Origin of the sequence: Streptomyces sp. NPDC018019 (assembly GCF_044327805.1) — a bacterium.
Classification (GTDB): Bacteria; Actinomycetota; Actinomycetes; order Streptomycetales; family Streptomycetaceae; genus Streptomyces.
Genome location: NZ_JBIRGD010000001.1, coordinates 194,601 through 220,411 on the forward strand (window position 1 = coordinate 194,601; position 25,811 = coordinate 220,411).

Sequence of the window (25,811 nt, forward strand, 5' to 3'; positions counted from 1 at the left end):
CGTAACGATCACTGTGCGTGGGCAATAATCGTGGATTCGTCTTTTCGGGAACGCTGACGTAGACTGACGCGTCGGCTGTCGTGCATCCGTGTGCCTGTTTGTCGGGTATGCATCCGTACGAAGTCGATCAAGGTAGCCGATTCGAAGGGCGAAGCGTGGCCAAGAAGCAAGGTGCCATCGAAATCGAGGGCACCGTGATCGAGTCCCTCCCGAACGCGATGTTCAAGGTGGAGCTTCAGAACGGTCACAAGGTCCTCGCGCACATCAGCGGCAAGATGCGGATGCACTACATCCGCATCCTCCCGGATGACCGGGTCGTCGTGGAGCTGTCTCCGTACGACCTGACGCGTGGCCGGATCGTCTACCGCTACAAGTAGATCTTGTCGGCGCCCCCTCCCGTGGGGTGACGGCACTGACCCGGAGAACCTCACATCCCATGAAGGTCAAGCCGAGCGTCAAGAAGATCTGCGACAAGTGCAAGGTGATCCGCCGCCACGGCCGGGTCATGGTGATCTGCGACAACCTGCGCCACAAGCAGCGCCAGGGCTGACGCACGCCGACCTCTCTGCATTTCGCAGTTTCTTCGCGCGACGCAAACGCACAGCAATACGTACATACGCAGTCACCCGACCCCTCGCGTTCCATCGCGCGGGGACGACACCCCCGGCTCGGAGGCCGGGGACCCGGCTCGTAATGCTCAAGAGTCTTACGGGAACGGTGCTGCGGAAGACCTCCGAATACCCCAGGAGCCACATCCATGGCACGCCTCGCAGGCGTTGATCTCCCGCGCGACAAGCGCGTCGAGGTCGCCCTCACCTACGTCTTCGGCATCGGGCGCACCCTGTCGCAGCAGACCCTCGCCGCCACCGGCGTGAACCCGGACACCCGCGTTCGCGACCTGGCCGAGGAAGACCTGGTCAAGATCCGCGAGTACGTGGACAACAACCTCAAGACCGAGGGTGACCTCCGTCGCGAGATCCAGGCCGACATCCGCCGCAAGGTCGAGATCGGCTGCTACCAGGGTCTGCGTCACCGCCGCGGCCTGCCGGTGCACGGTCAGCGCACCAGCACGAACGCCCGTACCCGCAAGGGCCCGCGTCGCGCGATCGCCGGCAAGAAGAAGCCGGGCAAGAAGTAGTCCTCAGCGGACGCTGTTCAGCGGTCCCTGCAGGACCGACCACCTCCACGGGAGTAATACATGCCTCCGAAGGGCCGTACGGCCGGCGCCAAGAAGGTGCGCCGCAAGGAGAAGAAGAACGTTGCCCACGGGCACGCTCACATCAAGAGCACGTTCAACAACACCATCGTTTCGATCACCGACCCCACGGGCAACGTGATCTCCTGGGCCTCGGCGGGCCACGTGGGCTTCAAGGGCTCGCGCAAGTCCACGCCGTTCGCCGCGCAGATGGCGGCCGAGTCGGCCGCCCGCCGCGCGCAGGAGCACGGCATGCGCAAGGTCGACGTCTTCGTCAAGGGTCCCGGCTCCGGCCGTGAGACCGCGATCCGCTCGCTCCAGGCCACCGGCCTGGAGGTCGGCTCGATCCAGGACGTCACCCCGACGCCGCACAACGGCTGCCGTCCCCCCAAGCGTCGTCGCGTCTGACGACGCGCGGTCTCGACAGGCCGCAGCCGGTCGGTCCGCGCTCCGGCGCGGCCCGGCACCGGGCACTTTTCGGGCGGTACGCCGCGACTCCTGGGAGCCGCGCCGTGCCGCCCGTACCCTTGTAGAAACCGCCGGGCCACCGTCCGGCGCAGCTGGCATCAAATAGCGGGTGCCAAGACTGGAAGGCGAAAAACCTCATGCTGATCGCTCAGCGTCCCTCGCTGACCGAAGAGGTCGTCGACGAATACCGCTCCCGGTTCGTGATCGAGCCGCTGGAGCCGGGCTTCGGCTACACCCTCGGCAACTCCCTGCGTCGTACGCTCCTCTCCTCGATCCCGGGTGCGGCGGTCACGTCCATCCGCATCGACGGTGTCCTGCACGAGTTCACCACCGTGCCGGGCGTCAAGGAGGACGTCACCGACCTCATCCTCAACATCAAGCAGCTGGTCGTCTCCTCGGAGCACGACGAGCCGGTCGTGATGTACCTGCGCAAGCAGGGCCCCGGCCTGGTCACCGCCGCGGACATCGCCCCGCCGGCCGGTGTCGAGGTGCACAACCCCGACCTGGTCCTCGCCACCCTCAACGGCAAGGGCAAGCTGGAGATGGAGCTGACCGTCGAGCGCGGTCGCGGCTACGTCTCCGCCGTGCAGAACAAGCAGGTCGGCCAGGAGATCGGCCGCATCCCGGTCGACTCCATCTACTCGCCGGTCCTCAAGGTCACCTACAAGGTCGAGGCGACCCGTGTCGAGCAGCGCACCGACTTCGACAAGCTGATCGTCGACGTCGAGACCAAGCAGGCCATGCGTCCCCGTGACGCCATGGCGTCGGCCGGCAAGACCCTGGTCGAGCTGTTCGGCCTGGCGCGCGAGCTCAACATCGACGCCGAGGGCATCGACATGGGCCCGTCCCCGACGGACGCCGCCCTGGCCGCCGACCTGGCGCTGCCGATCGAGGAGCTGGAGCTCACCGTTCGGTCGTACAACTGCCTCAAGCGCGAGGGCATCCACTCGGTGGGCGAGCTGGTGGCCCGCTCCGAGGCGGACCTGCTCGACATCCGCAACTTCGGTGCGAAGTCGATCGACGAGGTCAAGGCGAAGCTGGCCGGCATGGGCCTGGCCCTGAAGGACTCGCCTCCCGGGTTCGACCCGACCGCCGCCGCCGACGCCTTTGGCGCCGACGACGACGCGGATGCGGGTTTCGTGGAGACCGAGCAGTACTGAGCCCGCCTGCGGCGGGTCGGCCGGGAACGACGGCCCGCCGTACTTCGGGTGCAGGCTTGATCGGCCCTGAGGCCTCGTCCTCAATCGCCGGACGGGCTTGAAACGCACGAACTTCCGCGGGGCACCCGCCCCGCGGGAACTGACACCGGTACCTGATACGGCCGGTGCAGCAATGAAGGAGAAATACCATGCCGAAGCCCGCCAAGGGTGCCCGTCTGGGCGGCAGCGCCGCGCACGAGCGTCTGATGCTGCGCAACCTGGCCACCGCTCTCTTCGAGCACGGTCGCATCACCACGACCGAGGCCAAGGCCCGTCGTCTGCGTCCGTACGCCGAGCGTCTGGTGACCAAGGCGAAGAAGGGCGACCTGCACAACCGCCGTCAGGTCATGCAGCTGATCTCGGACAAGAGCGTCGTGCACACGCTCTTCACGGAGATCGCGCCGCGCTTCGCGGAGCGTCCGGGTGGTTACACCCGTATCACCAAGATCGGCAACCGTCGTGGCGACAACGCCGCGATGGCGGTCATCGAGCTGGTCGAGGGCGAGATCGCCAAGAAGGCCACCGTTGCCGAGGCCGAGGCCGCGACCAAGCGCGCGGTGAAGGAGTCCGACGAGGCCGCCAAGGCCGAGGACACCAAGGGCGAGGCCGCCGAGGCCCCGGCCGAGGAGTCGAAGGACGCCTGAGCCTGACACAGGCCACCGGACGGGCCCGCTCCCCTCAGGGGGGCGGGCCCGTTCCGCTTGAGAGGATGCACGCGTGAGCGATGAAGTGGAGCCCGGGTTCGTCCGGGTGCGGCTGGACCTTTCGTACGACGGCAAGGACTTCTCCGGCTGGGCGAAGCAGCGGGCGCGGCGCACGGTCCAGGAGGAGCTGGAGACCGCGCTGCGGACGGTGACGCGCTCGGCCGAGACGTACGAGCTGACGGTGGCCGGCCGGACGGACGCCGGGGTGCACGCGCGCGGCCAGGTGGCGCACGTGGACCTGCCCGCGGAGCTGTGGGCCGAGCACGCGGACAAGCTGCTGCGGCGGCTGGCCGGGCGGCTGCCGAAGGACGTACGGGTGTGGCGGGTTGCGGAGGCGCCGTACGGTTTCAACGCGCGGTTCTCGGCGATCTGGCGGCGGTACGCCTACCGGGTGACGGATCACCCGGGCGGGGTGGACCCGCTGCTGCGCGGTCACGTGTTGTGGCACGACTGGGCTCTGGACGTGGACGCGATGAACGCGGCGTCGCAGGCGCTGCTGGGGGAGCACGACTTCGCGGCGTACTGCAAGCGGCGGGAGGGTGCCACGACGATCCGCACGTTGCAGCAGCTGAGCTGGGTGCGGGACGCCGACGGGATCATCACGGCGACCGTGCAGGCGGACGCCTTCTGCCACAACATGGTGCGCTCGCTGGTGGGCGCGCTGCTGTTCGTGGGGGACGGGCACCGGCCGGTGGAGTGGCCGGGGAAGGTGCTGGCGGCCGGGGTGCGGGACTCGGCGGTGCACGTCGTACGGCCGCATGGGCTGACCCTGGAGGAGGTCGGCTATCCGGCGGACGACCTGCTCATGGCGCGCAACAAGGAGGCGCGCAACAAGCGGAGCCTGCCCGGGGGCGGCTGCTGCTGAGCCGCCCCCGGCGCGGGCGTCAGGACTGGGCGCGGGCGGCCTTGGCCGCCTGGTCCGTGCCACGCTGCCAGATGCGGTTGTACGCGTACTGGCCGCCGTCCCGGGCGATCTGGAGGGCCTTGGCGGATGCCTTGGTGACGGGCGAGCCGTCGAGGTTGCCGGCGATGGTGAAGTACGCGTAGCGGCCGGTGGCGTTGGTGTACATCGTGCAGGCCGTGCCCTGGCAGAAGGAGCCGACGCCGCCGCCGGCCAGCGGGGCGAGGCTGGGCTTGTTGGCGTCCTTGACCTTGAAGGCGGCGGCCTTGGAGTCGAAGACGGCGACGCCGACGGTGACCGCGACGCCGTCCTTCGCGTACGTGGCGCGCAGCAGCTTCTTGCAGCCGTTGCCGTTGAGCACCGAGCCGAGCGCGCCGTGGGTGCCGGCCGTGCAGTCGTCGGTGGCGGCGGTGGTCACCTGGGGGTAGGAGCGCTTCCCGATGACCATGGTCTTGTCGGGGAAGAGGCCGGCGGGGGTGAGCGCCGCGGTGTCCTTCTTGGGGTCGGTGATGTAGTCCCGCGGGTTCGGCGGCGGCGGGACGGAGACCTCGGAGAAGGACGGTTTGGGGGCGTCGGGCTCGTCCGGCAGTTTCTGGGCGTGCGGCAGGTCGTTGCCGTTGCCCTTGTTGCTGGTGATGACGGCGGTGGCGACGATGCCCGCCACGGCGACGGTCGCGAGGGCGCCGCCGCCGATGTACAGCCAGCGCCGGCGCCTGCTGCGCGCTTCGCTCTCCTCGGCGAGCGCCTCCCAGTCGGGAGTCGAGGAGTCCGGTCCCCCGGGGCCGAACGGCCCACCATGCCCAAAGCTCATGCCGCGCATCCTAAACCGGTTGGTGGAACGGGGGGCGGGGGGCGACAATCCGGCCCATGGGACACGTGGAGGCCGGGCATCTGGAGTACTACCTGCCGGATGGGCGGGTGCTGTTGGGCGACGTGTCCTTCCGGGTCGGTGAGGGGGCCTCGGTGGCCCTGGTCGGCGCCAACGGGGCGGGCAAGACGACGCTGCTGCGGCTGATCGCGGGGGAGCTCCAGCCGCACGGCGGCACGGTGACCGTCAGCGGCGGGCTGGGTGTGATGCCGCAGTTCGTGGGGTCGGTGAGGGACGAGCGGACCGTCCGGGACCTGCTGGTGTCGGTGGCGCAGCCGCGGATCAGGGAAGCGGCTGCGGCCGTGGACGCGGCCGAGCACGCCGTCATGACGGTGGACGACGAGGCCGCGCAGATGCGGTACGCGCAGGCGCTCAGCGACTGGGCCGAGGCGCGCGGGTACGAGGCCGAGACGCTCTGGGACATGTGCACCATGGCCGCGCTGGGCCTCCCGTACGAGAAGGCCCAGTGGCGGCAGGTGCGCACGCTCAGCGGCGGCGAGCAGAAGCGGCTGGTGCTGGAGTCGCTGCTGCGCGGCACCGACGAGGTGCTGCTCTTGGACGAACCGGACAACTATCTGGACGTTCCGGCCAAGCGCTGGCTGGAGGAGCGGCTGCGCGAGACGAAGAAGACGGTGCTCTTCGTCAGCCACGACCGGGAGCTGCTGGCGCGCGCCGCCGACAAGATCGTCAGCGTCGAGCCGGGGCCCGCCGGGTCGGACGTGTGGGTGCACGGCGGCGGCTTCGCCACCTACCACGAGGCGCGCAAGGAGCGCTTCGCGCGCTTCGAGGAGCTGCGGCGGCGCTGGGACGAGAAGCACGAGCAGCTGAAGAAGCTGGTGCGCAGCCTGCGGCAGGCGGCGGAGAACAGCCATGAGCTGGCCTCCCGGTACCACGCGGCGCAGACCCGGCTGCGCAAGTTCGAGGAGGCCGGCCCGCCGCCGGAGCCGCCGCGCGAGCAGGAGATCACCATGCGGCTGCGCGGTGGCCGTACCGGCGTACGGGCCGTGACCTGCGAGAACCTTGAGCTGACCGGGCTGATGAAGCCGTTCGACCTGGAGGTCTTCTACGGGGAGCGGGTCGCGGTGCTGGGGTCGAACGGCTCCGGGAAGTCGCACTTCCTGCGGCTGCTGGCGGGGGACTCCGAGAACCCCGTCGCGCATACGGGGAAGTGGAAGCTGGGCGCCCGCGTCGTCCCCGGGCACTTCGCGCAGACCCACGCGCATCCGGAGCTGGAGGGCCGCACGCTTCTGGACATCCTGTGGACGGAACACGCCAAGGACCGCGGCAAGGCGATGAGCGCGCTGCGCCGGTACGAGCTGGAGCGCCAGGCCGAGCAGCGCTTCGACCGGCTGTCGGGCGGCCAGCAGGCGCGTTTCCAGATCCTGCTGCTGGAGCTGGCGGGGACGACCGCCCTGCTGCTGGACGAGCCGACCGACAACCTCGACCTGGAGAGCGCCGAGGCCCTTCAGGAAGGGCTGGAGGCGTACGAGGGCACGGTGCTGGCGGTGACGCACGACCGCTGGTTCGCGCGGTCCTTCGACCGGTACCTGGTCTTCGGGGCCGATGGGCGGGTGCGGGAGACGGCGGAGCCGGTGTGGGACGAGGCGGGGGTCCCCCCTGCTCGTTAAGAGCTTGGGGAGGGCGGAACGCAACCGGTAGCCGTGTGTCACCGCTTGGGCTCCGCCCGGTGGTGGGGCCGTGGGGGCGGCCCTTAGATGGACGCATGAGCACGGAGAAAACGGGCATAGCGGGCGCCGGAAGGGTGGAGGGCGCGGGCTCCCCGGTCGTCGGGTGGCTGCTCAGGCGGGCTCCCTGGCCCCTGTGGGCGGTGGCCGCCGCGCTGATGACGGCGGTGATCTTCCACGTCCACCGGCACAGCCCCACCGTCGGCATGGACAACGACTTCGTGGTCAAGGCGGCGCGGGCGCTGCTGGACGGCGACGCCCCGTACGCCGACAAGCGGTTCCTCTACCTGCCCAGCGCGGTGCTGGCCGCGGTGCCCGAAGCGCTGCTGTCCGCCGGGAAGCTGCGGCTGCTGGTGCCGGTGGCGGGCGTAGGCATGGTGGTGCTGGGCTGGTGCGTCTCGCTGCGGATCTTCCGGATCTCCGTACGGAGCCGGCTGGCGGCGCTCGGGGTGGCGGCCCTGGCGTTCTTCGAGCCGTTCCGCAACGTGGTCAACATCGGGAACTGGACGCTGGCCTCCGTGGTGGCGCTGCCGCTGGTGCTGCTGCTGGCGCTGCGCTCCCGGTGGGTGGCGGCGGGCGCCGTCCTCGGGCTCGCGCTGGCCCTCAAGCCGCTGCTCGCGCCGCTGCTCCTGCTGCTGGTGCTGGCGCGGCGGTGGCGGGCCCTCGCGGTGGCGGCGGCGGTGCCGGCCGCGGCGTCCGTGCTGGCGGCCCTGGTCATGCCGCGGCCGGGCATGTTCTTCACCCGTACGCTGCCGTTTCTGCTGCACGGGCAGGACAGCTTCGCGCGGCCCTTCGACGCCTCCCTCGGGATGATCCTGACCCGGCTCGGCGTGCCGGAGACCGCGGCGTACGGGGTCGCCGCGGTGGCCGCGGGGGCCGGTGTCGGGTGCGCCTGGGTGCGCTGGCGGCGCGGTGGCGAGGGCGCGCTGCGGCTCGTCGAGACCGCCGCGATGCTGCTGCTCGCGGCGTTCCTGGTGTCCCGGCCGTCCTTCGACCACTATCTGCTGGTGGTGCTGCCGCCGCTGGTGGCCTCCGTGGCCCTGCCGGGCTCGGTGTCCCGTACGGTCTGGTTCTGGATCGCCCTGGTCCCGCAGGTCTCCGGCCTGGCGTGGCCGCATCTGGAGGCACTGCACCGGCGGGCCTTCAAGGACGCGGTGATGCTGTGGACCGTGGCGGCCGTCATGGCGTGGACCTGCGTCCGGCCGCGGGTGCTGCGGGCGGTGGCTATCATGCCGGTGGGGCCCGAGAGCGCGGATCGTACGCCGGTTCGGGACGTGTTTTGACCCGGCTGGGGGCGGCCCGGTATTCTGCCAGTTCGTTATGCGTATTGGCTTGCTCTATCTCACGTGAGGGGCCCTTACGCCGGTTCACCGGGCCGATGGGCAGCGGCAGGAACCCGGGTTGCGTCACCCGAGGGCCGCCAGTGCTGGCGATCGGCCGTAGTGACCAGTACAGGACCCTATTCACTGAAGAAGCGAAGGCTAACCGTGCGTACGTTCAGCCCCAAGCCCGGCGATGTCCAGCGCCAGTGGCACATCATCGACGCCCAGGACGTCGTCCTCGGCCGTCTGGCCTCTCAGGCCGCTTCCCTCCTGCGGGGTAAGCACAAGCCGGTGTACGCGCCGCACGTCGACACCGGCGACTTCGTCGTCATCATCAATGCCGACAAGGTGCACCTGTCCGGCAACAAGCGCATCCAGAAGATGGCCTACCGCCACTCCGGTTTCCCGGGCGGTCTGCGTGCGGTCCGTTACGAGGACCTGCTCACCAAGAACCCGGAGAAGGCCGTCGAGAAGGCCATCAAGGGCATGCTCCCCAAGAACACCCTGGGCCGTCAGATGCTCTCGAAGCTGAAGGTCTACGCGGGCGCCGAGCACCCGCACGCTGCCCAGCAGCCGGTCCCGTTCGAGATCACCCAGGTCGCGCAGTAAGTCCGGCCACCCCCTAAGACGAAGAGAATCTGAGGAGAATCGTGGCTGAGACCACCCCCGAGACCCCGCTGGACGAGGTCGAGGAGTACACCACCGAGACCGAGGTCCCGCTGGAGGGCGAGTACACCTCCGAGTCGCTCGCCTCGCGCTTCGGCGACCCGCAGCCGGCCGCCGGCCTCGGCCGTCGCAAGAACGCCATCGCCCGCGTGCGGATCATCCCGGGCACCGGCCAGTGGAAGATCAACGGTCGCACCCTTGAGGGTTACTTCCCGAACAAGGTGCACCAGCAGGAAGTCAACGAGCCCTTCAAGGTGCTCGAGCTGGACAACCGCTACGACGTCGTGGCCCGCATCTCCGGCGGCGGCATCTCCGGCCAGGCCGGCGCGCTGCGCCTGGGTGTGGCCCGTGCGCTGAACGAGGCGGACGAGGACAACAACCGCGGCCCGCTGAAGAAGGCCGGCTTCCTCAAGCGCGACGACCGTGCGGTCGAGCGCAAGAAGGCCGGTCTGAAGAAGGCCCGCAAGGCGCCGCAGTACAGCAAGCGCTAATTGCCGCTTGGCTGCTCGCGCAGCTCTTGGCGAACGCCCCGGTGGCACCATCCGTGCTGCCGGGGCGTTCGGCTATCCGGGACCAGCGGCGTATACCTGGACGCAATGCTCTGGTCCACGTACATCAACTCGGAGGACACCAGTGGGACGACTCTTCGGCACGGACGGTGTGCGCGGTGTCGCCAACGCCGATCTGACGGCCGAGCTGGCGCTCGGTCTCTCGGTCGCGGCGGCGCACGTGCTCGCGGAAGCCGGCACGTTTGAGGGGCATCGGCCGGTGGCCGTGGTCGGCCGCGATCCGCGGGCGTCGGGGGAGTTCCTGGAGGCCGCCGTGGTCGCGGGCCTGGCCAGCGCGGGCGTGGACGTCCTGCGGGTGGGTGTGCTGCCGACCCCGGCCGTGGCGTACCTGACCGGGTCGCTCGGCGCGGACCTGGGCGTGATGCTCTCCGCCAGCCACAACCCGATGCCCGACAACGGCATCAAGTTCTTCGCCCGCGGCGGCCACAAGCTCGCCGACGAGCTGGAGGACCGTATCGAGCGGACGTACCGGGCGCACAGCTCGGGTGAGCCGTGGGACCGGCCCACCGGCGCCGGTGTCGGCCGGGTCAGGGACTACGACCAGGGCTTCGACAACTACGTCGCCCATCTGATCGGCGTGCTGCCCAACCGCCTGGACGGCCTGAAGATCGTCATCGACGGTGCGCACGGCGCGGCCTCCCGGGTCTCCCCGGAGGCGTTCGCCCGGGCCGGCGCCGAGGTCGTCACCATCGGCACCGACCCCGACGGCCTGAACATCAACGACGACTGCGGCTCCACGCACATCGCCAAGCTGCGCGCCGCCGTCGTCGAGCACGGCGCGGACCTCGGTGTGGCGCACGACGGCGACGCGGACCGCTGCCTTGCGGTGGACCACAAAGGCAACGAGATCGACGGCGACCAGATCCTGGCCGTCCTGGCGCTCGGCATGCGCGAGGCCGGCACGCTGCGCAGGAACACCGTCGTGGCGACCGTCATGTCCAACCTGGGCTTCAAGCTCGCCATGGAGCGCGAGGGCCTGACCTTCGTCCAGACGGCGGTCGGCGACCGGTACGTCCTGGAGGAGATGAAGTCCGGCGGGTACGCGCTCGGCGGCGAGCAGTCCGGCCACGTCATCGCGCTGGACCACGCCACGACCGGCGACGGCACCCTCACCGGCCTGATGCTGGCCGCCCGCGTCGCGGCGACCGGCCGCCCGCTGGCCGAGCTGGTCCGCGTCATGGAGCGGCTGCCGCAGGTGCTGGTGAACGTGCCGGACGTGGACAAGACGCGGGTGAGCACGTCGCCGGAGCTGAGCTCCGCGGTCGCGGAGGCGGAGAAGGAGCTGGGGGCCACCGGCCGGGTGCTGCTGCGTCCCTCCGGGACCGAGCCGCTGGTCCGGGTCATGGTCGAGGCCGCCGACATCGAGCAGGCGGGGGCCGTGGCCGGCCGCCTGGCCGACGTGGTGAAGTCGGCGCTCGGCTAGCTTTCAGGCACGTACACGCTGCTTGCTGCCGGTCCAGAAGAGCTTCTGGGCCAGCAGCGTCAGCGTGCCCGCGACGACGATCCCGGCCAGGTTCAGCAGCAGCTGCTCCGTGGAGCCCCACGCCTGCTTGTACGAGCTGTAGCCGAAGGCGACGGCGGCGTTCGCGGCGGCCGGGACGGTGGTGACCGAGATCGCCACGCCGACCAGCGCGCCGGACTTCGCCGAGGTCAGCGAGAGGACACCGGCGATCCCGGCGAGCACGGCGACCACGAACGAGAACCAGTCCGGCCGGTAGATGAAGTTCGTGTTCGGGCGCTCGGCCGTCAGCGCCCCGGCGTGGAAGAGCCCCACCGCGTCCATGAACAGACTGAACCCCACCGTCACCGCCATCGCCACCGCGAAGCCGACGACCAGCGCCAGCAGGGAGCGCCAGGCCAGCCGGGGCGCGCGGCGCACCAGGGCCGTACAGATGCCGGCCAGCGGGCCGAACTCCGGGCCGACGGCCATCGCGCCGACGATCAGGATCGCGTTGTCCAGCACCACGCCGCAGGCCGCGATCATCGTGGCGAGCGTCAGGAACGCCAGATAGGTGACGGAGAGCGTGGACTCCTCGTGGGTGGCGTCGGTCAGCGACTCCCACAGCACGGCGTCCGCGCCCTCGCCGGGCGCGTCCTTCTCCGCCCGGTCCGCGCGGGCGGACAAGGAGAGGTCGATGTGCTCGACGGCGATGGCGCCGTCCCGGTCGATGCCGAGTGCCCGCAGCTCGCGCAGCAGGCCGTCACCGGCCTCCCGGGCCACGTCGCACAGGACCACGTCGCCCCGCGGGTCGCGCGCGGCGCCGGCCAGGACGGCGAGGTGGGTGGTGCCGACGGTCCCTTCCACGAGGCGTACGACGTCGTCCGTACGGTCGGCGGGGACGATCAGGCGCAGGTGCAGCACGGGCGTACTCCTCGGGGTGGCGCGACGGCGGCGGGCCGCGTCAGAGCTTGCGCAGCGAGAGCCGCTGCACCTTGTGGTCGGGCCCCTTGCGCAGCACGAGGTTGGCGCGGCCACGGGTCGGTGCGACGTTCTGTTCCAGGTTGGGCTTGTTGACGGTGCGCCAGATCATCCGAGCGTAGTCGAGGGCTTCTTCCTCGGAAACCTGGGTGTACTTGCGGAAGTACGAGAACGGGTTCTGGAAGGCGGTGTCGCGCAGCTTGCGGAAGCGGCCCAGGTACCACTGCTCGATGTCCTCGGTACGGGCGTCCACGTACACCGAGAAGTCGAAGAAGTCGGCGAGGCCGAGCCGGGTGCGGCCGTCCTTGCCGGGCAGCGCGGGCTGCAGGACGTTCAGGCCCTCGACGATCAGGACGTCGGGGCGGTGCACGGTCAGCCGTTCGCCCGGCACGATGTCGTAGATCAGGTGGGAGTAGACCGGCGCGCTGACCTCGGCCTTGCCGGACTTCACATCGGCCACGAAGCGGGTCAGCGCCCGGCGGTCGTACGATTCGGGGAAGCCCTTGCGCGACATCAGGCCGCGGCGGTGCAGCTCGGCGTTGGGGAACAGGAAGCCGTCGGTGGTGACCAGTTCGACGCGCGGGTGCTCCGGCCAGCGGGCCAGCAGCGCCTGGAGGAGCCGGGCGGTGGTGGACTTGCCGACCGCCACGCTGCCCGCGACCCCTATGACGAAGGGCGTGCCGGGCTGCGCCCCGTGGCCGCCGCCCGCGTCGCCGAGGAAGGTGTTCAGCGCGCCGCGCAGGTTGCTGGTGGCGCCCACGTACAGGTTGAGCAGCCGGGACAGCGGGAGGTAGACGTCGCGCACCTCGTCCAGGTCGATCACGTCGCCCAGACCGCGCAGCCGCTCGACCTCCTCCGCGGTCAGCGGCAGCGGTGTCTTCTCCCGCAGGGCGCTCCACTCGGCGCGCGTCAGGTCCACGTACGGCGTGCGCTCGGCGCGGCGGCGGTGCTGCGACTCGGTCGGCTCTGTGGTGAGGGGCACGCGCCCATTGTCCGCAGGCGCGGGGGCCGGTTCACCCCGGGGTGGGGTTGTGGCCGCCCGTTCAGCGTGTCGCGGGCGGGCGGGACGTGCGGGGGAGCGCGGGGGACGGGGCCGGCCGGTACCGGTGCCGCGGGCCGGCCGGGCGGCCCGCGGGTTGGCCGTATGGCGCGGGGGCATTGATCGGGCCGCCCCGTAGGCTGCCCCCATGTGCGGAATCGTGGGGTATGCGGGCGGCCGGTCCGCCCTGGACGTCGTGCTCGCCGGGCTGAAGCGGCTGGAGTACCGCGGCTACGACTCGGCCGGGGTGGCCGTACTGGCCGACGGGGGCCTGGCCGCGGCCAAGAAGGCGGGCAAACTCGCCAACCTGGACAAGGAGCTGGCCGAGCGTCCGCTGCCGACCGGCTCGACCGGGATCGGGCACACCCGGTGGGCCACGCACGGCGCGCCCACCGACGCCAACGCCCACCCACACCTGGACAACGCCGGGCGGGTCGCGGTCGTCCACAACGGCATCATCGAGAACTTCGCCGCGCTGCGGGCCGAACTGTCCGGGCGCGGTCACGCCTTGGCGTCCGAGACGGACACCGAGGTGGTCGGGCACCTCCTGGCGGAGAACTTCTCCTCCTGCGGGGACCTGGCCGAGGCGATGCGCCAGGTGTGCCGCCGGCTGGAGGGCGCGTTCACGCTGGTCGCGGTGCACGCGGACGCGCCGGACGTGGTGGTGGGCGCGCGCCGCAACTCGCCGCTGGTGGTGGGCCTCGGCGAGGACGAGGCGTTCCTCGCGTCGGACGTGGCGGCGTTCATCGCGTACACCCGCGAGGCCGTCGAGCTGGGCCAGGACCAGGTCGTGGAGCTGCGCCGGGACGGGCTGACGGTCACCGACTTCGACGGCGCGCCGGGCGAGGTGCGCCACTACCACGTGGACTGGGACGCGTCGGCCGCCGAGAAGGGCGGCTACGACTACTTCATGCTCAAGGAGATCGCCGAGCAGCCGAAGGCGGTCGCCGACACGCTGCTGGGCCGGGTGGACGCGTCCGGGGTGCTCTCGCTGGACGAGGTGCGCATCGACGACGCGGTGCTGCGCGAGGCCACCAAGGTGGTGATAGTGGCCTGCGGCACGGCCTTCCACGCCGGGATGATCGCCAAGTACGCGATCGAGCACTGGACCCGCATCCCCTGCGAGGTGGAGCTGGCCAGCGAGTTCCGCTACCGGGACCCGATCCTGGACCCGCGCACGCTGGTCGTCGCCATCTCGCAGTCCGGCGAGACGATGGACACCCTGATGGCGGTGCGGCACGCCCGCGAGCAGGGCGCGAAGGTGCTCGCGGTCTGCAACACCAACGGCTCGACGATCCCGCGCGAGTCGGACGCGGTGCTCTACACCCACGCCGGGCCCGAGGTCGCGGTCGCCTCGACGAAGGCGTTCCTGACCCAGCTGGTGGCCTGCTACCTGCTCGCGCTGTACCTGGGCCAGGTGCGGGGCACGCAGTGGGGCGACGAGATCCGGGCCGTGGTGCGCGAGCTGGCCGCGATCGGCACGCAGGTCGAGCAGGTGCTCGGGACGATGGAGCCGGTACGGGAGCTGGCGCGCAGTCTCGCGGACCGGAACACGGTGCTGTTCCTGGGACGGCACGTGGGCTACCCCGTCGCCCTGGAGGGGGCGCTGAAGCTGAAGGAACTCGCGTACATGCACGCGGAGGGCTTCGCGGCGGGCGAGCTGAAGCACGGGCCGATCGCCCTGATCGAGGAAGGCGTGCCGGTGGTGGTGGTCGTGCCGTCGCCGCGCGGCCGCTCCGTCCTGCACGACAAGATCGTCTCCAACATCCAGGAGATCCGGGCCCGGGGCGCGCGCACCATCGTGATCGCGGAGGAGGGCGACGAGGCGGTCGTCCCGTACGCGGACCACATCGTGCGCATCCCGCGCACGCCCACCCTGCTCCAGCCGCTGGTCTCCTCGGTGCCGCTCCAGGTCTTCGCCTGCGAACTGGCCACGGCGCGCGGCAACGAGGTGGACCAGCCGCGCAACCTCGCCAAGTCGGTGACCGTCGAATGATCATCGGGGTCGGTATCGACGTCGCCGAGATCGACCGCTTCGCGGCGGCCCTGGAGCGCACCCCGGAGATGGCCCACCGGCTCTTCGTCGAGCGGGAGCTGACGCTGCCCGGCGGGGAGCGCCGGGGCATCGCCTCGCTCGCCGCGCGGTTCGCCGCCAAGGAGGCGGTGGCCAAGGCGCTGGGGGCGCCCGCCGGGCTGCGGTGGACGGACGCCGAGGTGGCGGTGCTGGAGTCCGGGCAGCCGATACTCCAGATCCGGGGGACGGTGGCCGCGCGGGCGGCGGAACTCGGCGTGCGCTCCTGGCACGTGTCGCTCAGTCACGACGCGGGCGTGGCCTCGGCGGTGGTGATCGCGGAGGGGTGAGCGGCGCCCCGGAGCCGATCCGTACGCGATCCGGCCGCCGGGCCGTACCGCTGCCCGGTGCGCCGGGCGAGCCGGGAGGAATGCCGGCGCCGCCCGGGGTGAGACTGGGGGCATGAGGATTGCGTTCAGCGTGGATGTCGTACGGGCGGCCGAGCGGGACCTGATGGCGCGGCTGCCCGAAGGGGCCCTGATGCAACGGGCCGCCGCCGGACTGGCGGTGGCCTGCGCGGAGTTGCTGGGGCGGGTGTACGGGTCGCGGGTCGTGCTGCTCGTGGGCAGCGGCGACAACGGCGGTGACGCGCTGTACGCGGGCGCCCGGCTGGCCCGGCGCGGCGCGGGCGTGCGCGCCGTCCTGCTGTCCCCGGAACGGGCCCACGCGGGCGGCCTGGCGGCCCTGCGGGCGGCGGGCGGCCGGGTGTCCGCCGACGCCCCGGCCGACATCGCGCGCGCCGACCTCGTCGTGGACGGCATCGTCGGCATCGGCGGCAAGGGCGGGCTGCGGCCGGAGGCGGCCCGGCTGGCCGAGGCCGCCCGGCGGACCACGATCGTCTCCGTCGACCTGCCGAGCGGTGTGGAGGCGGACAGCGGCGAGGTGCCGGGGGAGGCCGTACGGGCCGATGTGACGGTGACCTTCGGCGCGTACAAGCCGGGGCTGCTGATCGACCCGGCGCGCGAGTACGCGGGCGCGCTGCGCCTGGTGGACATCGGCCTCGGCCTGCCCGCGGACGCCACGGCGGAAGCGCTCCAGTACGCGGACGTGGCGGAGCAGCTGCCCCGCCCCTCGGCGGAGAGCGACAAGTACCGGCGCGGTGTGGTGGGCGTCGTCGCGGGGTCGGCGCGCTACCCGGGCGCCGCGGTGCTGGCCGTGTCCGGGGCGCTGCGGGGCGGCGCCGGGGCCGTGCGGTACGTCGGTCCGGCGGCCGACGAGGTCCTCGCGCACTTCCCGGAGACGCTGGTGCACGCCGGGCCGCCGTCGAAGGCGGGCCGGGTCCAGGCGTGGGTGATCGGCCCCGGCATCGGGGACGACGGCGACGCGGTGGCGGACGTGCTGGACTCCGACGTGCCCGTGCTGGTCGACGCCGACGGGCTGCGCTTCCTGGACGCCGCGCGGGTACGGGGCCGCGGCGCGCCGACCCTCCTGACGCCGCACGCCGGGGAGGCCGCCGCGCTGCTCGGCGCCGACCGGGCGGACGTGGAGGCGGCCCGCCTGCGCTCCGTACGGGAACTGGCCGAGCGGTACGGGGCCACGGCCCTCCTGAAGGGCTCCACGACCCTCGTCGCCGACCCGGCGGGCGGCCCGGTACGCGTCAACCCCACCGGCACCGGCTGGCTGGCCACCGCCGGCAGCGGCGACGTGCTGTCCGGCCTGACCGGCTCGCTGCTGGCCACCGGCCTGGCCGCGCGCGACGCCGCGTCCGCGGGCGCGTACCTGCACGGTCTGGCCGCCCGGCTGGCCGCCACCCCGGACGGCGCGCCGATCCTGGCGACGGACGTCGCGGGGGCGCTGGGCGAGGCGTGGCGGGACGTCAGCCGCCCCTGAGCACGCCCGGCCCCGCCCGCCGCCCGGGCCGGACCCGGCCCACCTGCCTCGCCGGGCCCCGACTCCCGTCCTGAGACACTGGTGGGATGAACCACACAGCCATGCGCGCCCGTGCGGCCATCGATCTCGCCGCGGTGCGTTCCAATGTGCGGGCGCTGCGGGCCCGCGCGCCACGGGCCGAGCTGATGGCCGTGGTGAAGTCGGACGGGTACGGGCACGGCGCGGTGCAGTGCGGCCGTGCGGCGCGTGCGGCCGGGGCGACATGGCTGGGCACGGCCCTGCCGGAGGAGGCGTTCGCGCTGCGGGCCGCGGGCGACACCGGCCGTCTGCTGTGCTGGCTGTGGACGCCCGGCGGGCCCTGGCGGCAGGCGGTCGAGCAGGACATCGACGTGTCGGTCAGCGGGCTGTGGGCGCTGCGCGAGGTCGTGGCGGCGGCGCGGGCGTGCGGCCGTACCGCCCGGGTCCAGCTGAAGGTCGACACCGGGCTGGGGCGCAACGGCTGCCAGCCCGCCGACTGGTCCGAGCTGGTCACCGCCGCGCGCGCCGCCGAGGCCGAGGGCGCGGTCCGGGTCACCGGCGTCTGGTCGCACTTCGCCTGCGCCGACGAGCCCGGCCACCCGTCCATCGACGCCCAGCTCGCGGCCTTCGCCGAGGCCGACGCGGTGGTCTGCAGGGCCGGTCTCGACCCCGAGGTGCGCCACCACGCCAACACCCCGGCGCTGCTGAGCCTCCCGCACGCGCACTTCGACCTGGTCCGGTCCGGGATCGGTGTCTACGGCATCTCGCCCAGCCCGGAGATGGGCGCGCCGGAGGACTTCGGGCTGCGTCCGGCGATGACGCTGGAGGCGTCCCTGGCGTCGGTCAAACGGGTGCCCGCCGGCCACGGCGTCTCGTACGGGCACCAGTACACGACGTCCGGTGAGACCACGCTCGCGCTCGTCCCGCTCGGCTACGCCGACGGCATTCCCCGGCATGCGTCGGGCAGCGGACCGGTTCTGGTCGCGGGCAAATGGCGGACGGTGGCCGGGCGGATCGCCATGGACCAGTTTGTGGTCGATCTTGGCGGGGACCCGGCCCAGGTGGGAGACGTGGCTGTGCTGTTCGGCCCGGGGGACCGGGGCGAGCCGACCGCCGAGGACTGGGCGCGTGCGACGGGCACCATCGGGTACGAAATCGTCACGCGGATCGGTACCCGGGTGCCACGCGTCTATGTTGATGAGCGCGCGGACACGGGGAGCGGGACATGAGCGACAGGACGGGGGCGGCCGCCGACACCGCGATCGACGCGGCGGAAGCGGCGGCCGGGGCGGCCACGGCGGTCGGCAGCTGGACGCGGGCCGGACGCCACGCGGGCATCGCCGGAGCCGCGATCGGCGTGGTGGCGGCGGGGGCCGCCGCGGGCGTGGCCATCGAGCGGCTGACGGTCGGCCGGGGCATGCGGCGCAAGGCGCGGCTCGCGCTGGACGCGGCGGGCCCGTACGGGACGCTGCGCGGCGAGCCGGGCACCGCGGTGGCCGAGGACGGCACGGAGCTGTACTACGAGATCGACGAGCCGGGCGACGCCCGCGCGGGCCGTGCCGGGCGCGGCGACGACAAGGGCGGCAAGGGCGGCGCGCGCCGCAAGCGGCTGCTGGGGCTGCTGGGGCGCCGCGCCGAGGCGCCCACGGTCGTCTTCAGCCACGGCTACTGCCTGAACCAGGACTCCTGGCACTTCCAGCGCGCGGCCCTGCGCGGCGCGGTGCGCAGCGTCCACTGGGACCAGCGCAGCCACGGCCGCTCGGAGCGCGGCAGGGCCCAGCACGAGGGCACCGAGCGGGTCACCATCGACCTGCTCGGCCGGGACCTGAAAGCGGTGCTGGACGCCGCCGTGCCGGAGGGGCCGATCGTGCTGGTCGGGCACTCCATGGGCGGCATGACGGTGATGGCGCTGGCCGACCAGTATCCGGAGTATGTCGCGGAGCGGGTCGTCGGCGTCGCGCTGATCGGCACCTCCGCCGGCCGGCTCAGCGAGGTCGCCTTCGGGCTGCCGTCGCTGGGCGTCAAGGCGTTCCACCGGCTGGCGCCGGGCGTGCTCAAGGCGCTGGGCGCGCAGAGCGAGCTGGTCGAGAAGGGGCGGCGGGCCACCGCCGACCTCTTCGCGGGGCTGGTCAAGCGCTATTCGTTCGGTACGCCGAAAGAGGTGGACCCGGGGGTGGCGCGGTTCGCCGAGCGGATGATCGAGGCGACGCCGATCGACGTCGTCGCCGAATTCTTCCCGGCCTTCGCGGTGCACGACAAGACCGAGGCGCTGGCCGCGTTCGACCCCGTACCGGCACTGGTGCTGGCCGGGGACCGGGACCTGATCACCCCGTCCGACCACAGCGACGCCATCGCCGAGCTGCTGCCGGGCGCCGAGTCGGTGTGCGAGGCGGGCGCGGGCCACCTGGTGATGCTGGAGCGCCCGGAGGTGGTCACCGGCCATCTGGAGACGCTGATCGAACGGGCCGCGGCGACGGCCGCGGCGGCGCGGTCGGCACGGGCGTAGACGCGCTCCCGGAGGCCCGGTCGGTACGGGCCCGGGCGGGCCTTCCCGGGGCCCGCGGGCCGCGAGCGGGTTCGGAATGCCGGTGGTGCTCGCCGTACCATCGGCGCATGAGCACCACCGAGACGACCGTGCACGTAACCGTCAAGTCGCCCAGCCGGATGCAGGAGTTGGGCCGCCGGCTGGCCGGGCTGCTGCGGCCGGGCGACCTGGTCCTGCTGACCGGGGAGCTGGGCGCGGGCAAGACGACGCTGACCCGCGGCCTGGGCGAGGGCCTGGGCGTGCGCGGCGCGGTCACCTCGCCGACGTTCGTGATCGCCCGGGTGCACCCGCCGCTGGCCGAGGGACCGGCCCTGGTGCACGTGGACGCGTACCGGCTCGGCGGCGGGCTGGACGAGATGGAGGACCTGGACCTCGACGTGTCGCTGCCGGAGTCGGTGGTGGTCGTGGAGTGGGGCGACGGCAAGGTCGAGGAGCTGTCCGAGGACCGGCTGCACGTGGTCATCGAGCGTGCCGTGGGCGCGGACGCGCCCGGCCTGCCCGGCGCCGGGGAGCCCGCCGTGGTGACGGACGAGGACGATGTGCGCGAGATCGTCGTCCGCGGGGTCGGCGCGCGCTGGGCGGATACGGACCTGACGGTGCTGGTCGGGGAGTAGCCGGCGGCCGTACCCGGTAGTTTCCGACAAGCCGTCGGGAAGATGTTGCGCGCGCGGCGCCGAACGTGGTCACATGGGTGAAGGGAGAGCCGGTTAGGTCTGCCTAACTATGCCCTTGCCCGCCCAGGAGCCACGGGAGGCATCCATGTCGGCCCACCAGCCCGTCACCGCAGGGGTCCGCAGCGGCGCGACCGAACCGTCGCCGACCATGAACGAGCTGCTGGCGGCGTGCGCCGCGGCCAGCGCGGTGTCCACGCCCCCGGAGCCGCCGTCCCGCGCCGAGGAGGCCGCGGAGGACGAGACGCGCGTCATCGCACCGCAAGAGGGCGGTCAGCGGGGGGCGCGCGACGCGGCGTAGGACAGCGGCGGGCGCTCGCGTACGCGCGGGCGTACGTGGCAGGCCCGTACGCGCCGGGAGCCCGCCGACGCACCCATGCGCCTCTCGGCGCCTCCGGAAGCTGCATCTCCGGGAACGGTGTTCAGCCAACGCCGCTCAGCCAACGCCGCTCAGCCAACGGCGCCCAGGCAGCGACGCTCAGGGAACGAAGCTCAGGGAACGAAGCTCAGGGAACGACGACGACCTTCGTCCCGCCCAGCGCGAAGTCCCACATCGCCGTGCCGTCCGCGCGCGTCTCCCGGATGCCGCCGGTCTTCTTCGTCGCGTTCGGGTCCGGCATCGAGCCGTCGACCGCCGCGCTGAAGCCGATCACCACACCCTCGGCGACCGTGAAGCGCACCACGTGCTCGATCGGCACCCCGTCCGAGCCGGGGATCTTCAGGGACCGCCCGTTGACCTTGTACGTCCCCGGCGCCGGGGACACGCTGCTCGGGGTGACCTGGTACGTCCGCTTCACCTTGCCGTCGGCCGTGACCAGCCACACCCGCTTCGCGCCCAGCGCGTAGACGACCCGCTCGCCCTCGCCCGAACCGGGCGGGACCGGGACCTCGGTCTGCTGCCGGTCCGCGCCGTCCTTGCCCTTGCCGGGGGCCGGGCTCGCGGAGGCCGACGGGTGCTTGCCCGCGGTGGTGTGGTCGGGGGCCGAGGCGGAGGCCTGGTAGGCCAGGAAACCGACGGCGGCCAGCGCGGCCGCGGTCAGGGCGGTGACGATCGAACTGCTCTTTGCGGACACCGCCGTGCCACCTTTCGTACGCGCGTGACTACGGCTGACGGTAGCACCCGGCAGGGCACCCGCGGCCGAGCCGTAGTCTTGAAGGCGTGCTGCTGCTTGCTCTGGACACCGCAACCCCTGCCGTCACCGTCGCCCTCCACGACGGCTCCCGCGTACTCGCCGAGGAGCGTCAGGTGGACGCGCGCCGGCACGGCGAACTGCTGCTGCCCGCCGTCGACCGGGTACTCGCCGAGGCCGGCGTGAAACTCGGCGCGGTCAGCGACATCGTGGTCGGGGTCGGCCCCGGCCCGTACACGGGGCTGCGGGTCGGGCTCGTCACGGCGGCGACGTTCGCCGCCGCCCTCGACGTGCCGGTGCACGGCCTGTGCACGCTGGACGGCATCGCGTACGCCGCCGGGCTCGACGAGCCGTTCGTGGTGGCGACCGACGCGCGCCGCAAGGAGGTCTACTGGGCGCGCTACGCCGACGCCCGCACACGGCTCACCGAGCCCGCCGTGGACCGCCCCGCGGACCTCGCGGACCAGGTCGGCGGGGTGCCGGCGGTGGGCGCGGGCGCGGTGCTGTACGCGGACACCTTCACCGGCGTACGGGCGGACGGCCCCGAGCACCAGTCCGCGGGCGCGCTCGCCGCGCTGGCCGCCGAGAAGCTCGCGAGCGGCGCGGAACTGCTGCCGCCGCAGCCGCTGTACCTGCGGCGGCCGGACGCGCAGGTGCCCGCCAACTACAAGGTGGTCACGCCGAAGTGACCGCGCGGGTGGCTGCCGGGGCGGGCGCGCGGGACGGTGCCGTGCTCCGTGAGATGCGCTGGTGGGACATCGCGCCCGTACTGGACCTGGAGCGCGAACTGTTCCCGGAGGACGCCTGGTCGGCGGGGATGTTCTGGTCCGAGCTGGCGCACGCGCGCGGGCCGGCCGCCAACCGCCGCTACGTCGTCGCCGAACTCGACGGCCGCCTGGTCGGCTACGGCGGCCTGGCCGCCGTGGACGGCACCGGCGACATCCAGACCATCGCCACCGCCCGCGACCAGTGGGGGACCGGCCTGGGCTCCCGGCTGCTGACCGAGCTGCTGACCGCCGCCACCGCCTTCGAGTGCGCCGAGGTGCTGCTCGAAGTACGCGTCGACAACACCCGGGCCCAGCGCCTGTACGAGCGGTTCGGCTTCGAGCCGATCGGCTTCCGGCGCGGCTACTACCAGCCGGGCAACGTGGACGCCCTCGTCATGCGCCGTACCACCGTCTCCCCCTCCGAATCCCCGGCCGATTCCGCCCCCGGACCGGCCGACGACGCCCCCTCCGCCCCGTCCCCCGCACAAGGAACCCAGACCCATGGCTGACGAACCGCTCGTCCTCGGCATCGAGACCTCCTGCGACGAAACCGGCGTCGGCATCGTGCGCGGGCACACGCTGCTCGCGGACGCCGTCGCCTCCAGCGTCGACGAGCACGCGCGCTTCGGCGGCGTCGTACCGGAGGTGGCCTCGCGCGCGCACCTGGAAGCGATGGTCCCCACCATCCAGCGCGCCCTGAAGGAGGCCGGGGTCGCGGCGTCCGACCTGGACGGCATCGCGGTCACCGCCGGGCCGGGGCTGGCGGGCGCGCTGCTGGTCGGCGTCTCGGCGGCCAAGGCGTACGCCTACGCCCTCGGCAAGCCGCTGTACGGCGTCAACCACCTCGCCTCGCACATCTGCGTCGACCAGCTCGAACACGGTGCCCTGCCCGAGCCGACGATGGCCCTGCTGGTCTCCGGCGGCCACTCCTCCCTGCTGCTCGCGCCCGACATCACCTCGGACGTGCGGCCCCTCGGCTCGACCATCGACGACGCGGCGGGAGAGGCCTTCGACAAGGTCGCGCGCGTACTGAACCTGGGCTTCCCGGGCGGCCCGGTGATCGACCGCTACGCCCGGGAGGGCGACCCGGACGCGATCAAGTTCCCGCGCGGTCTGACCGGCTCCCGCGACCCGATCTACGACTTCTCCTTCTCCGGCCTCAAGACGGCCGTCGCCCGCTGGATCGAGGCCAAGCGCGCGGCGGGCGAGGAGGTCCCGGTCGCGGACGTCGCGGCGTCCTTCCAGGAGGCGGTCGTCGACGTCCTGACCCGCAAGGCGGTGCGCGCCTGCAAGGACAACGGCGTGGACCACCTGATGATCGGCGGCGGCGTCGCGGCCAACTCCCGGCTCCGCGCCATGGCGGAACGCCGCTGCGCCGACGCGGGCATCACGCTGCGCGTCCCCCGCCCCAAGCTGTGCACCGACAACGGCGCCATGGTCGCCGCCCTCGGCGCCGAAATGGTCGCCCGCAACCGCCCGTCCTCCTCCTGGGACCTCCCGGCCGACTCCTCCCTCCCGGTGACGGAGCCACACGTACCGGGCACCCACCACGAGGACGCCCACGGCCACGCACACGATCACGATCACTTCCACGAGCTGAGCAAGGACAACTTGTACTCGTAGGGGAGAGGGCGAGTGACCTCGATCACGCGGTTGCACGACGCCGTGGCCCAGGCCGCGCCCGCCGCCCTGCCCGCCTTCACCCATGAGCTGTGCCAGGCCGCCGACCAGGCCCTTCACAGTGCGGACTTGCTGCCATTGCGCCGTCTCGCGGCGCAGTGGGCCGTCCACGTGCACATCCAGCGTGATCCCGGAACCGCCGCCGGGTACCGGGAACTGGAGGACCTGGCCGTGGCGTCCGACGACCCCGACGAGGCCCGTGGCGCGGTGGCCGAACTCGGTCGCATCCTGGATGCCGCGCATGCTGCCGTGGCGCACGACGAAGTGACGTGAACGGGGAGCCCCGGCCTCAGGAGATCGCTGACGCGCAAGCCTGCCCGACTCCTTCGTGACACCACGTCATACCCTGACCAAGCCGAAATGCAGATATACGGGGAGGCGGCAGGACATGCCTTGGTTCTGGTGGGTGTTCGCGTTCTTCATGGCGGGGGGTTTCGCCAAGGTGGTGGACGTCGGACGGAAGGCGATGAGCGCGCGGCACGCGCGGAAGATGGAGCGGCTGGAGGCCACGCGGCGCGACCGGCTGGAGCTGGAGGCGGCGCAGCGGCCGCCGGAGCCGGTGTGCGGGTGTGCGCACCATCTCGCGAAGCACGACAAGCAGGGCCGGTGCCATGAGGTGACGCAGGTGCCGACGGCGTGGGACGCGGAGCGGAAGCCGGTCGCCTACGAGCGGGGGCAGTGCACCTGCCAGCAGTATGTCGGTCCGCAGCCCCTGTCGCAGGTGTACGCGGAGGAGCTGACGGACCGGTTGTAGGCGGGGCTCAGGCGGTGGGCGCCGCGCGGCCCAGCAGCATCGTAGGCGCGCCGGCCACCCGCGTCAGGAACACCACGCAGGATTCCGGCCCCGAGAGCTTGAGCTTCTTGCGCAGGTCGTCGGGCTCGACGGCCGAGCCGCGCTTCTTGATCACGGCGACCCCGACGCCGCGCTCGCGCAGCAGCGCCTTGAGCTTCTTGACGTTGAACGGCAGCGTGTCGGTGATCTCGTACGCGGTGGCGTACGGGGTCGGCCGGTGCTCGTCCGCCGTGACGTAGGCGATGGTCGGGTCGATCAGCCGGCCGTCCACCCGCTGGGCGACCTCGGCCACCAGGTGGGCGCGGATCACGGCGCCGTCCGGCTCGTACAGCCAGCGCCCGACCGGGCCCGGCTCCGGGTCGGGCAGACCGGTGCCGAGCAGGAAGTCGCCGCCCGGGAGCAGGGTGGCGCGGCGGGCGCCCGGCGCGGTGCCGAACCACAGGACGGCCTCCTTCACGTCCCCGCCGTCGGAGATCCACTCCGCTTCCGCCTCGTCCGGGACGACCTCGTGCGGAATCCCCGGCGCGATCTTCAGGGCGGCGTGCGGTGCCGTACGGGCCGCCGCGACGGCCCAGGACAGCGGCGGCGAGTACGCCTCGGGGTCGAAGATCCGGCCGCCGCGCCCGCCCCGGCCGCCCCGCCGCGCCGGGTCGACGAAGACCGCGTCGTACGCCGAGGTGTCCACCTCGGTGACGTCGGCGCAGCGCACCTCGATCCGGTCGGCCAGCCCCAGCGCCTCGGCGTTGGCGCGGGCCGCCGCGCAGGCCAGCGGGTCGCGGTCGACGGCGAGGACGTGGATGCCGGCGCGCGCCAGGGCGATGGCGTCGCCCCCGATGCCGGAGCACAGGTCGGCGAGCGAGCGGACGCCGAGGGCGGCGAGGCGGGTGGCCCGGTGGGCGGCGACCGTACTGCGGGTGGACTGCTCGACGCCGTTGGGCGTGAAGTACATGCGCGTGGCGTCCGCCCCGAACTTGGCCGCCGCGCGCTGGCGCAGCCGCGCCTGGCCCAGCGCGGCGGAGACCAGCGGCGCCGGATGATCGCGCCGCAACCGGGTCGCGGTCGCCAGCTCGTCCGCCGGGTCGTGGTCGCGCAGCTCGGCCAGCAGCGCCTGCCCTTCGGGCGTGTGCAGCGCGGAGAAGGAGTCGAGGTCGTTCGCCTGGTTCACCTGGCCCATTGTGGGCCAGCGCGCGGGCAGGGGAGCGGTGGGGCCGGTCCGGGGCCCCGGGGCGGACCGCAGTTCCTGGGACGGGCCGCAGTTCCCGGGGCGGGTG

29 protein-coding genes are annotated in these 25,811 nt (G+C 72.6%); 24 read left to right on the top strand and 5 right to left on the bottom strand.

Annotated features, from left to right (window positions below; genetic code table 11):
- The first annotated feature begins 155 nt into the window (after nt 1-155).
- The 7 genes from infA (at nt 156) to truA (ending at nt 4,431) form a co-directional block, all read left to right on the top strand.
- Complete coding sequence (infA, locus tag ACH4FX_RS00975; RefSeq protein WP_003956442.1) at nt 156-377, top strand: translation initiation factor IF-1; 222 nt, start codon at nt 156-158, stop codon at nt 375-377.
- A 59-nt stretch (nt 378-436) separates the two neighbouring features.
- A complete protein-coding gene (gene rpmJ, locus ACH4FX_RS00980; RefSeq protein WP_003956441.1) occupies nt 437-550 on the top strand; it encodes a 50S ribosomal protein L36 in 114 nt (37 codons plus the stop codon).
- A 207-nt stretch (nt 551-757) separates the two neighbouring features.
- Nucleotides 758-1,138 (top strand): 30S ribosomal protein S13, encoded by a 381-nt coding sequence (rpsM, locus tag ACH4FX_RS00985; RefSeq protein ID WP_004571844.1) that lies wholly within the window; start codon nt 758-760, stop codon nt 1,136-1,138.
- 60 nt (nt 1,139-1,198) lie between these two features.
- Complete coding sequence (gene rpsK, locus ACH4FX_RS00990; protein WP_004571845.1) at nt 1,199-1,603, top strand: 30S ribosomal protein S11; 405 nt, start codon at nt 1,199-1,201, stop codon at nt 1,601-1,603.
- Between the two features lie 197 nt (nt 1,604-1,800).
- Nucleotides 1,801-2,823: a DNA-directed RNA polymerase subunit alpha gene (locus tag ACH4FX_RS00995; RefSeq protein WP_003956430.1), complete on the top strand. Its 1,023-nt coding sequence runs from the start codon at nt 1,801-1,803 to the stop codon at nt 2,821-2,823.
- Nucleotides 2,824-3,011: 188 nt separating this feature from the next.
- Nucleotides 3,012-3,506, top strand: a complete 495-nt coding sequence (gene rplQ / locus ACH4FX_RS01000; RefSeq protein ID WP_398474062.1) for a 50S ribosomal protein L17 — start codon at nt 3,012-3,014, stop codon at nt 3,504-3,506.
- Nucleotides 3,507-3,579: 73 nt separating this feature from the next.
- Nucleotides 3,580-4,431 carry a tRNA pseudouridine(38-40) synthase TruA gene (truA, locus tag ACH4FX_RS01005; RefSeq protein WP_398474063.1) on the top strand — a complete coding sequence of 284 codons (852 nt, stop codon included), beginning with the start codon at nt 3,580-3,582 and terminating at the stop codon, nt 4,429-4,431.
- A 19-nt stretch (nt 4,432-4,450) separates the two neighbouring features.
- Here the strand turns inward: truA and ACH4FX_RS01010 are convergent, their stop codons facing one another.
- Complete coding sequence (locus tag ACH4FX_RS01010) at nt 4,451-5,278, bottom strand: hypothetical protein (RefSeq protein WP_398474064.1); 828 nt, start codon at nt 5,276-5,278, stop codon at nt 4,451-4,453.
- A gap of 56 nt (nt 5,279-5,334) precedes the next feature.
- On the opposite strand from ACH4FX_RS01010, the gene ACH4FX_RS01015 reads away from it, so the two are divergent.
- From ACH4FX_RS01015 to glmM, 5 genes are all read left to right on the top strand, one after another.
- Nucleotides 5,335-6,963 carry an ABC-F family ATP-binding cassette domain-containing protein gene (locus tag ACH4FX_RS01015; RefSeq protein WP_398474065.1) on the top strand — a complete coding sequence of 543 codons (1,629 nt, stop codon included), beginning with the start codon at nt 5,335-5,337 and terminating at the stop codon, nt 6,961-6,963.
- A gap of 95 nt (nt 6,964-7,058) precedes the next feature.
- Nucleotides 7,059-8,303, top strand: a complete 1,245-nt coding sequence (locus ACH4FX_RS01020) for a glycosyltransferase 87 family protein (RefSeq protein WP_398474066.1) — start codon at nt 7,059-7,061, stop codon at nt 8,301-8,303.
- Between the two features lie 204 nt (nt 8,304-8,507).
- Nucleotides 8,508-8,951, top strand: a complete 444-nt coding sequence (gene rplM, locus ACH4FX_RS01025) for a 50S ribosomal protein L13 (RefSeq protein WP_398474067.1) — start codon at nt 8,508-8,510, stop codon at nt 8,949-8,951.
- 41 nt (nt 8,952-8,992) lie between these two features.
- Nucleotides 8,993-9,499, top strand: a complete 507-nt coding sequence (rpsI, locus tag ACH4FX_RS01030) for a 30S ribosomal protein S9 (RefSeq protein ID WP_030589680.1) — start codon at nt 8,993-8,995, stop codon at nt 9,497-9,499.
- A gap of 142 nt (nt 9,500-9,641) precedes the next feature.
- Nucleotides 9,642-11,000, top strand: a complete 1,359-nt coding sequence (glmM, locus tag ACH4FX_RS01035; protein WP_398474068.1) for a phosphoglucosamine mutase — start codon at nt 9,642-9,644, stop codon at nt 10,998-11,000.
- A gap of 3 nt (nt 11,001-11,003) precedes the next feature.
- On the opposite strand, the gene ACH4FX_RS01040 is transcribed toward glmM, so the two are convergent.
- Both ACH4FX_RS01040 and coaA read right to left on the bottom strand, forming a co-directional pair.
- Nucleotides 11,004-11,939, bottom strand: a complete 936-nt coding sequence (locus ACH4FX_RS01040; RefSeq protein ID WP_398474069.1) for a DUF389 domain-containing protein — start codon at nt 11,937-11,939, stop codon at nt 11,004-11,006.
- Between the two features lie 40 nt (nt 11,940-11,979).
- Nucleotides 11,980-12,978 (bottom strand): type I pantothenate kinase, encoded by a 999-nt coding sequence (gene coaA / locus ACH4FX_RS01045; RefSeq protein ID WP_398474070.1) that lies wholly within the window; start codon nt 12,976-12,978, stop codon nt 11,980-11,982.
- A gap of 205 nt (nt 12,979-13,183) precedes the next feature.
- On the opposite strand from coaA, the gene glmS reads away from it, so the two are divergent.
- The 7 genes from glmS to ACH4FX_RS01080 all read left to right on the top strand — a co-directional run bounded on the left by glmS (nt 13,184) and on the right by ACH4FX_RS01080 (nt 20,471).
- Nucleotides 13,184-15,031 carry a glutamine--fructose-6-phosphate transaminase (isomerizing) gene (gene glmS, locus ACH4FX_RS01050; protein ID WP_398474071.1) on the top strand — a complete coding sequence of 616 codons (1,848 nt, stop codon included), beginning with the start codon at nt 13,184-13,186 and terminating at the stop codon, nt 15,029-15,031.
- Nucleotides 15,028-15,396 carry a holo-ACP synthase gene (locus ACH4FX_RS01055; protein ID WP_398474072.1) on the top strand — a complete coding sequence of 123 codons (369 nt, stop codon included), beginning with the start codon at nt 15,028-15,030 and terminating at the stop codon, nt 15,394-15,396. The genes glmS and ACH4FX_RS01055 overlap by 4 nt, the downstream gene beginning before the upstream one ends.
- Before the next feature lie 112 nt (nt 15,397-15,508).
- Nucleotides 15,509-16,936: an NAD(P)H-hydrate dehydratase gene (locus ACH4FX_RS01060; RefSeq protein WP_398474073.1), complete on the top strand. Its 1,428-nt coding sequence runs from the start codon at nt 15,509-15,511 to the stop codon at nt 16,934-16,936.
- A gap of 86 nt (nt 16,937-17,022) precedes the next feature.
- Nucleotides 17,023-18,183 (top strand): alanine racemase, encoded by a 1,161-nt coding sequence (gene alr / locus ACH4FX_RS01065; RefSeq protein WP_398474074.1) that lies wholly within the window; start codon nt 17,023-17,025, stop codon nt 18,181-18,183.
- Nucleotides 18,180-19,460, top strand: a complete 1,281-nt coding sequence (locus tag ACH4FX_RS01070; RefSeq protein ID WP_398474075.1) for an alpha/beta fold hydrolase — start codon at nt 18,180-18,182, stop codon at nt 19,458-19,460. Before alr ends, ACH4FX_RS01070 begins: the two co-directional genes overlap by 4 nt.
- 107 nt (nt 19,461-19,567) lie before the next feature.
- Entirely contained in the window at nt 19,568-20,113 is a 546-nt protein-coding gene (tsaE, locus tag ACH4FX_RS01075; RefSeq protein ID WP_398474076.1) for a tRNA (adenosine(37)-N6)-threonylcarbamoyltransferase complex ATPase subunit type 1 TsaE, read from the top strand.
- 145 nt (nt 20,114-20,258) lie between these two features.
- Entirely contained in the window at nt 20,259-20,471 is a 213-nt protein-coding gene (locus tag ACH4FX_RS01080; protein ID WP_398474077.1) for a hypothetical protein, read from the top strand.
- Nucleotides 20,472-20,676: 205 nt separating this feature from the next.
- On the opposite strand, the gene ACH4FX_RS01085 is transcribed toward ACH4FX_RS01080, so the two are convergent.
- Complete coding sequence (locus ACH4FX_RS01085) at nt 20,677-21,243, bottom strand: hypothetical protein (protein ID WP_398474078.1); 567 nt, start codon at nt 21,241-21,243, stop codon at nt 20,677-20,679.
- Nucleotides 21,244-21,329: 86 nt separating this feature from the next.
- Here ACH4FX_RS01085 and tsaB point away from each other — a divergent pair, with 86 nt between their 5' ends.
- The 5 genes from tsaB (at nt 21,330) to ACH4FX_RS01110 (ending at nt 24,501) form a co-directional block, all read left to right on the top strand.
- Nucleotides 21,330-21,989 carry a tRNA (adenosine(37)-N6)-threonylcarbamoyltransferase complex dimerization subunit type 1 TsaB gene (gene tsaB, locus ACH4FX_RS01090; RefSeq protein ID WP_398474079.1) on the top strand — a complete coding sequence of 220 codons (660 nt, stop codon included), beginning with the start codon at nt 21,330-21,332 and terminating at the stop codon, nt 21,987-21,989.
- 53 nt (nt 21,990-22,042) lie between these two features.
- A complete protein-coding gene (gene rimI / locus ACH4FX_RS01095; RefSeq protein WP_398474584.1) occupies nt 22,043-22,576 on the top strand; it encodes a ribosomal protein S18-alanine N-acetyltransferase in 534 nt (177 codons plus the stop codon).
- A complete protein-coding gene (tsaD, locus tag ACH4FX_RS01100; protein WP_398474080.1) occupies nt 22,569-23,690 on the top strand; it encodes a tRNA (adenosine(37)-N6)-threonylcarbamoyltransferase complex transferase subunit TsaD in 1,122 nt (373 codons plus the stop codon). Before rimI ends, tsaD begins: the two co-directional genes overlap by 8 nt.
- Nucleotides 23,691-23,702: 12 nt before the next feature.
- Nucleotides 23,703-24,020, top strand: coding sequence for a hypothetical protein (locus ACH4FX_RS01105; protein WP_398474081.1), 318 nt, complete (start codon nt 23,703-23,705; stop codon nt 24,018-24,020).
- Nucleotides 24,021-24,135: 115 nt separating this feature from the next.
- Nucleotides 24,136-24,501, top strand: a complete 366-nt coding sequence (locus ACH4FX_RS01110; RefSeq protein ID WP_398474082.1) for a hypothetical protein — start codon at nt 24,136-24,138, stop codon at nt 24,499-24,501.
- A gap of 7 nt (nt 24,502-24,508) precedes the next feature.
- Here the strand turns inward: ACH4FX_RS01110 and ACH4FX_RS01115 are convergent, their stop codons facing one another.
- The gene (locus ACH4FX_RS01115; RefSeq protein ID WP_398474083.1) at nt 24,509-25,714 is read right to left on the bottom strand and encodes a methyltransferase domain-containing protein; all 1,206 of its coding nucleotides are present in this window, start codon (nt 25,712-25,714) and stop codon (nt 24,509-24,511) included.
- Between the last annotated feature and the right edge of the window lie 97 nt (nt 25,715-25,811).

What these genes read in the sequence shown, in the direction of transcription:
- glmS (WP_398474071.1), top strand. Translation starts at nt 13,184, where the DNA reads ATGTGCGGAATCGTGGGGTATGCGGGCGGCCGGTCCGCCCTGGACGTC.
- ACH4FX_RS01055 (WP_398474072.1), top strand. Translation starts at nt 15,028, where the DNA reads ATGATCATCGGGGTCGGTATCGACGTCGCCGAGATCGACCGCTTCGCG.
- ACH4FX_RS01115 (WP_398474083.1), bottom strand. Translation starts at nt 25,714, where the DNA reads ATGGGCCAGGTGAACCAGGCGAACGACCTCGACTCCTTCTCCGCGCTG.
- ACH4FX_RS01010 (WP_398474064.1), bottom strand. Translation starts at nt 5,278, where the DNA reads ATGAGCTTTGGGCATGGTGGGCCGTTCGGCCCCGGGGGACCGGACTCC.
- rpsK (WP_004571845.1), top strand. Translation starts at nt 1,199, where the DNA reads ATGCCTCCGAAGGGCCGTACGGCCGGCGCCAAGAAGGTGCGCCGCAAG.
- tsaD (WP_398474080.1), top strand. Translation starts at nt 22,569, where the DNA reads ATGGCTGACGAACCGCTCGTCCTCGGCATCGAGACCTCCTGCGACGAA.
- rpmJ (WP_003956441.1), top strand. Translation starts at nt 437, where the DNA reads ATGAAGGTCAAGCCGAGCGTCAAGAAGATCTGCGACAAGTGCAAGGTG.
- ACH4FX_RS01015 (WP_398474065.1), top strand. Translation starts at nt 5,335, where the DNA reads ATGGGACACGTGGAGGCCGGGCATCTGGAGTACTACCTGCCGGATGGG.
- ACH4FX_RS01020 (WP_398474066.1), top strand. Translation starts at nt 7,059, where the DNA reads ATGAGCACGGAGAAAACGGGCATAGCGGGCGCCGGAAGGGTGGAGGGC.
- ACH4FX_RS01110 (WP_398474082.1), top strand. Translation starts at nt 24,136, where the DNA reads ATGCCTTGGTTCTGGTGGGTGTTCGCGTTCTTCATGGCGGGGGGTTTC.
- alr (WP_398474074.1), top strand. Translation starts at nt 17,023, where the DNA reads ATGAACCACACAGCCATGCGCGCCCGTGCGGCCATCGATCTCGCCGCG.
- tsaE (WP_398474076.1), top strand. Translation starts at nt 19,568, where the DNA reads ATGAGCACCACCGAGACGACCGTGCACGTAACCGTCAAGTCGCCCAGC.
- ACH4FX_RS01080 (WP_398474077.1), top strand. Translation starts at nt 20,259, where the DNA reads ATGTCGGCCCACCAGCCCGTCACCGCAGGGGTCCGCAGCGGCGCGACC.
- rpsM (WP_004571844.1), top strand. Translation starts at nt 758, where the DNA reads ATGGCACGCCTCGCAGGCGTTGATCTCCCGCGCGACAAGCGCGTCGAG.
- rimI (WP_398474584.1), top strand. Translation starts at nt 22,043, where the DNA reads ATGCGCTGGTGGGACATCGCGCCCGTACTGGACCTGGAGCGCGAACTG.
- ACH4FX_RS00995 (WP_003956430.1), top strand. Translation starts at nt 1,801, where the DNA reads ATGCTGATCGCTCAGCGTCCCTCGCTGACCGAAGAGGTCGTCGACGAA.
- ACH4FX_RS01070 (WP_398474075.1), top strand. Translation starts at nt 18,180, where the DNA reads ATGAGCGACAGGACGGGGGCGGCCGCCGACACCGCGATCGACGCGGCG.
- ACH4FX_RS01060 (WP_398474073.1), top strand. Translation starts at nt 15,509, where the DNA reads ATGAGGATTGCGTTCAGCGTGGATGTCGTACGGGCGGCCGAGCGGGAC.
- rplQ (WP_398474062.1), top strand. Translation starts at nt 3,012, where the DNA reads ATGCCGAAGCCCGCCAAGGGTGCCCGTCTGGGCGGCAGCGCCGCGCAC.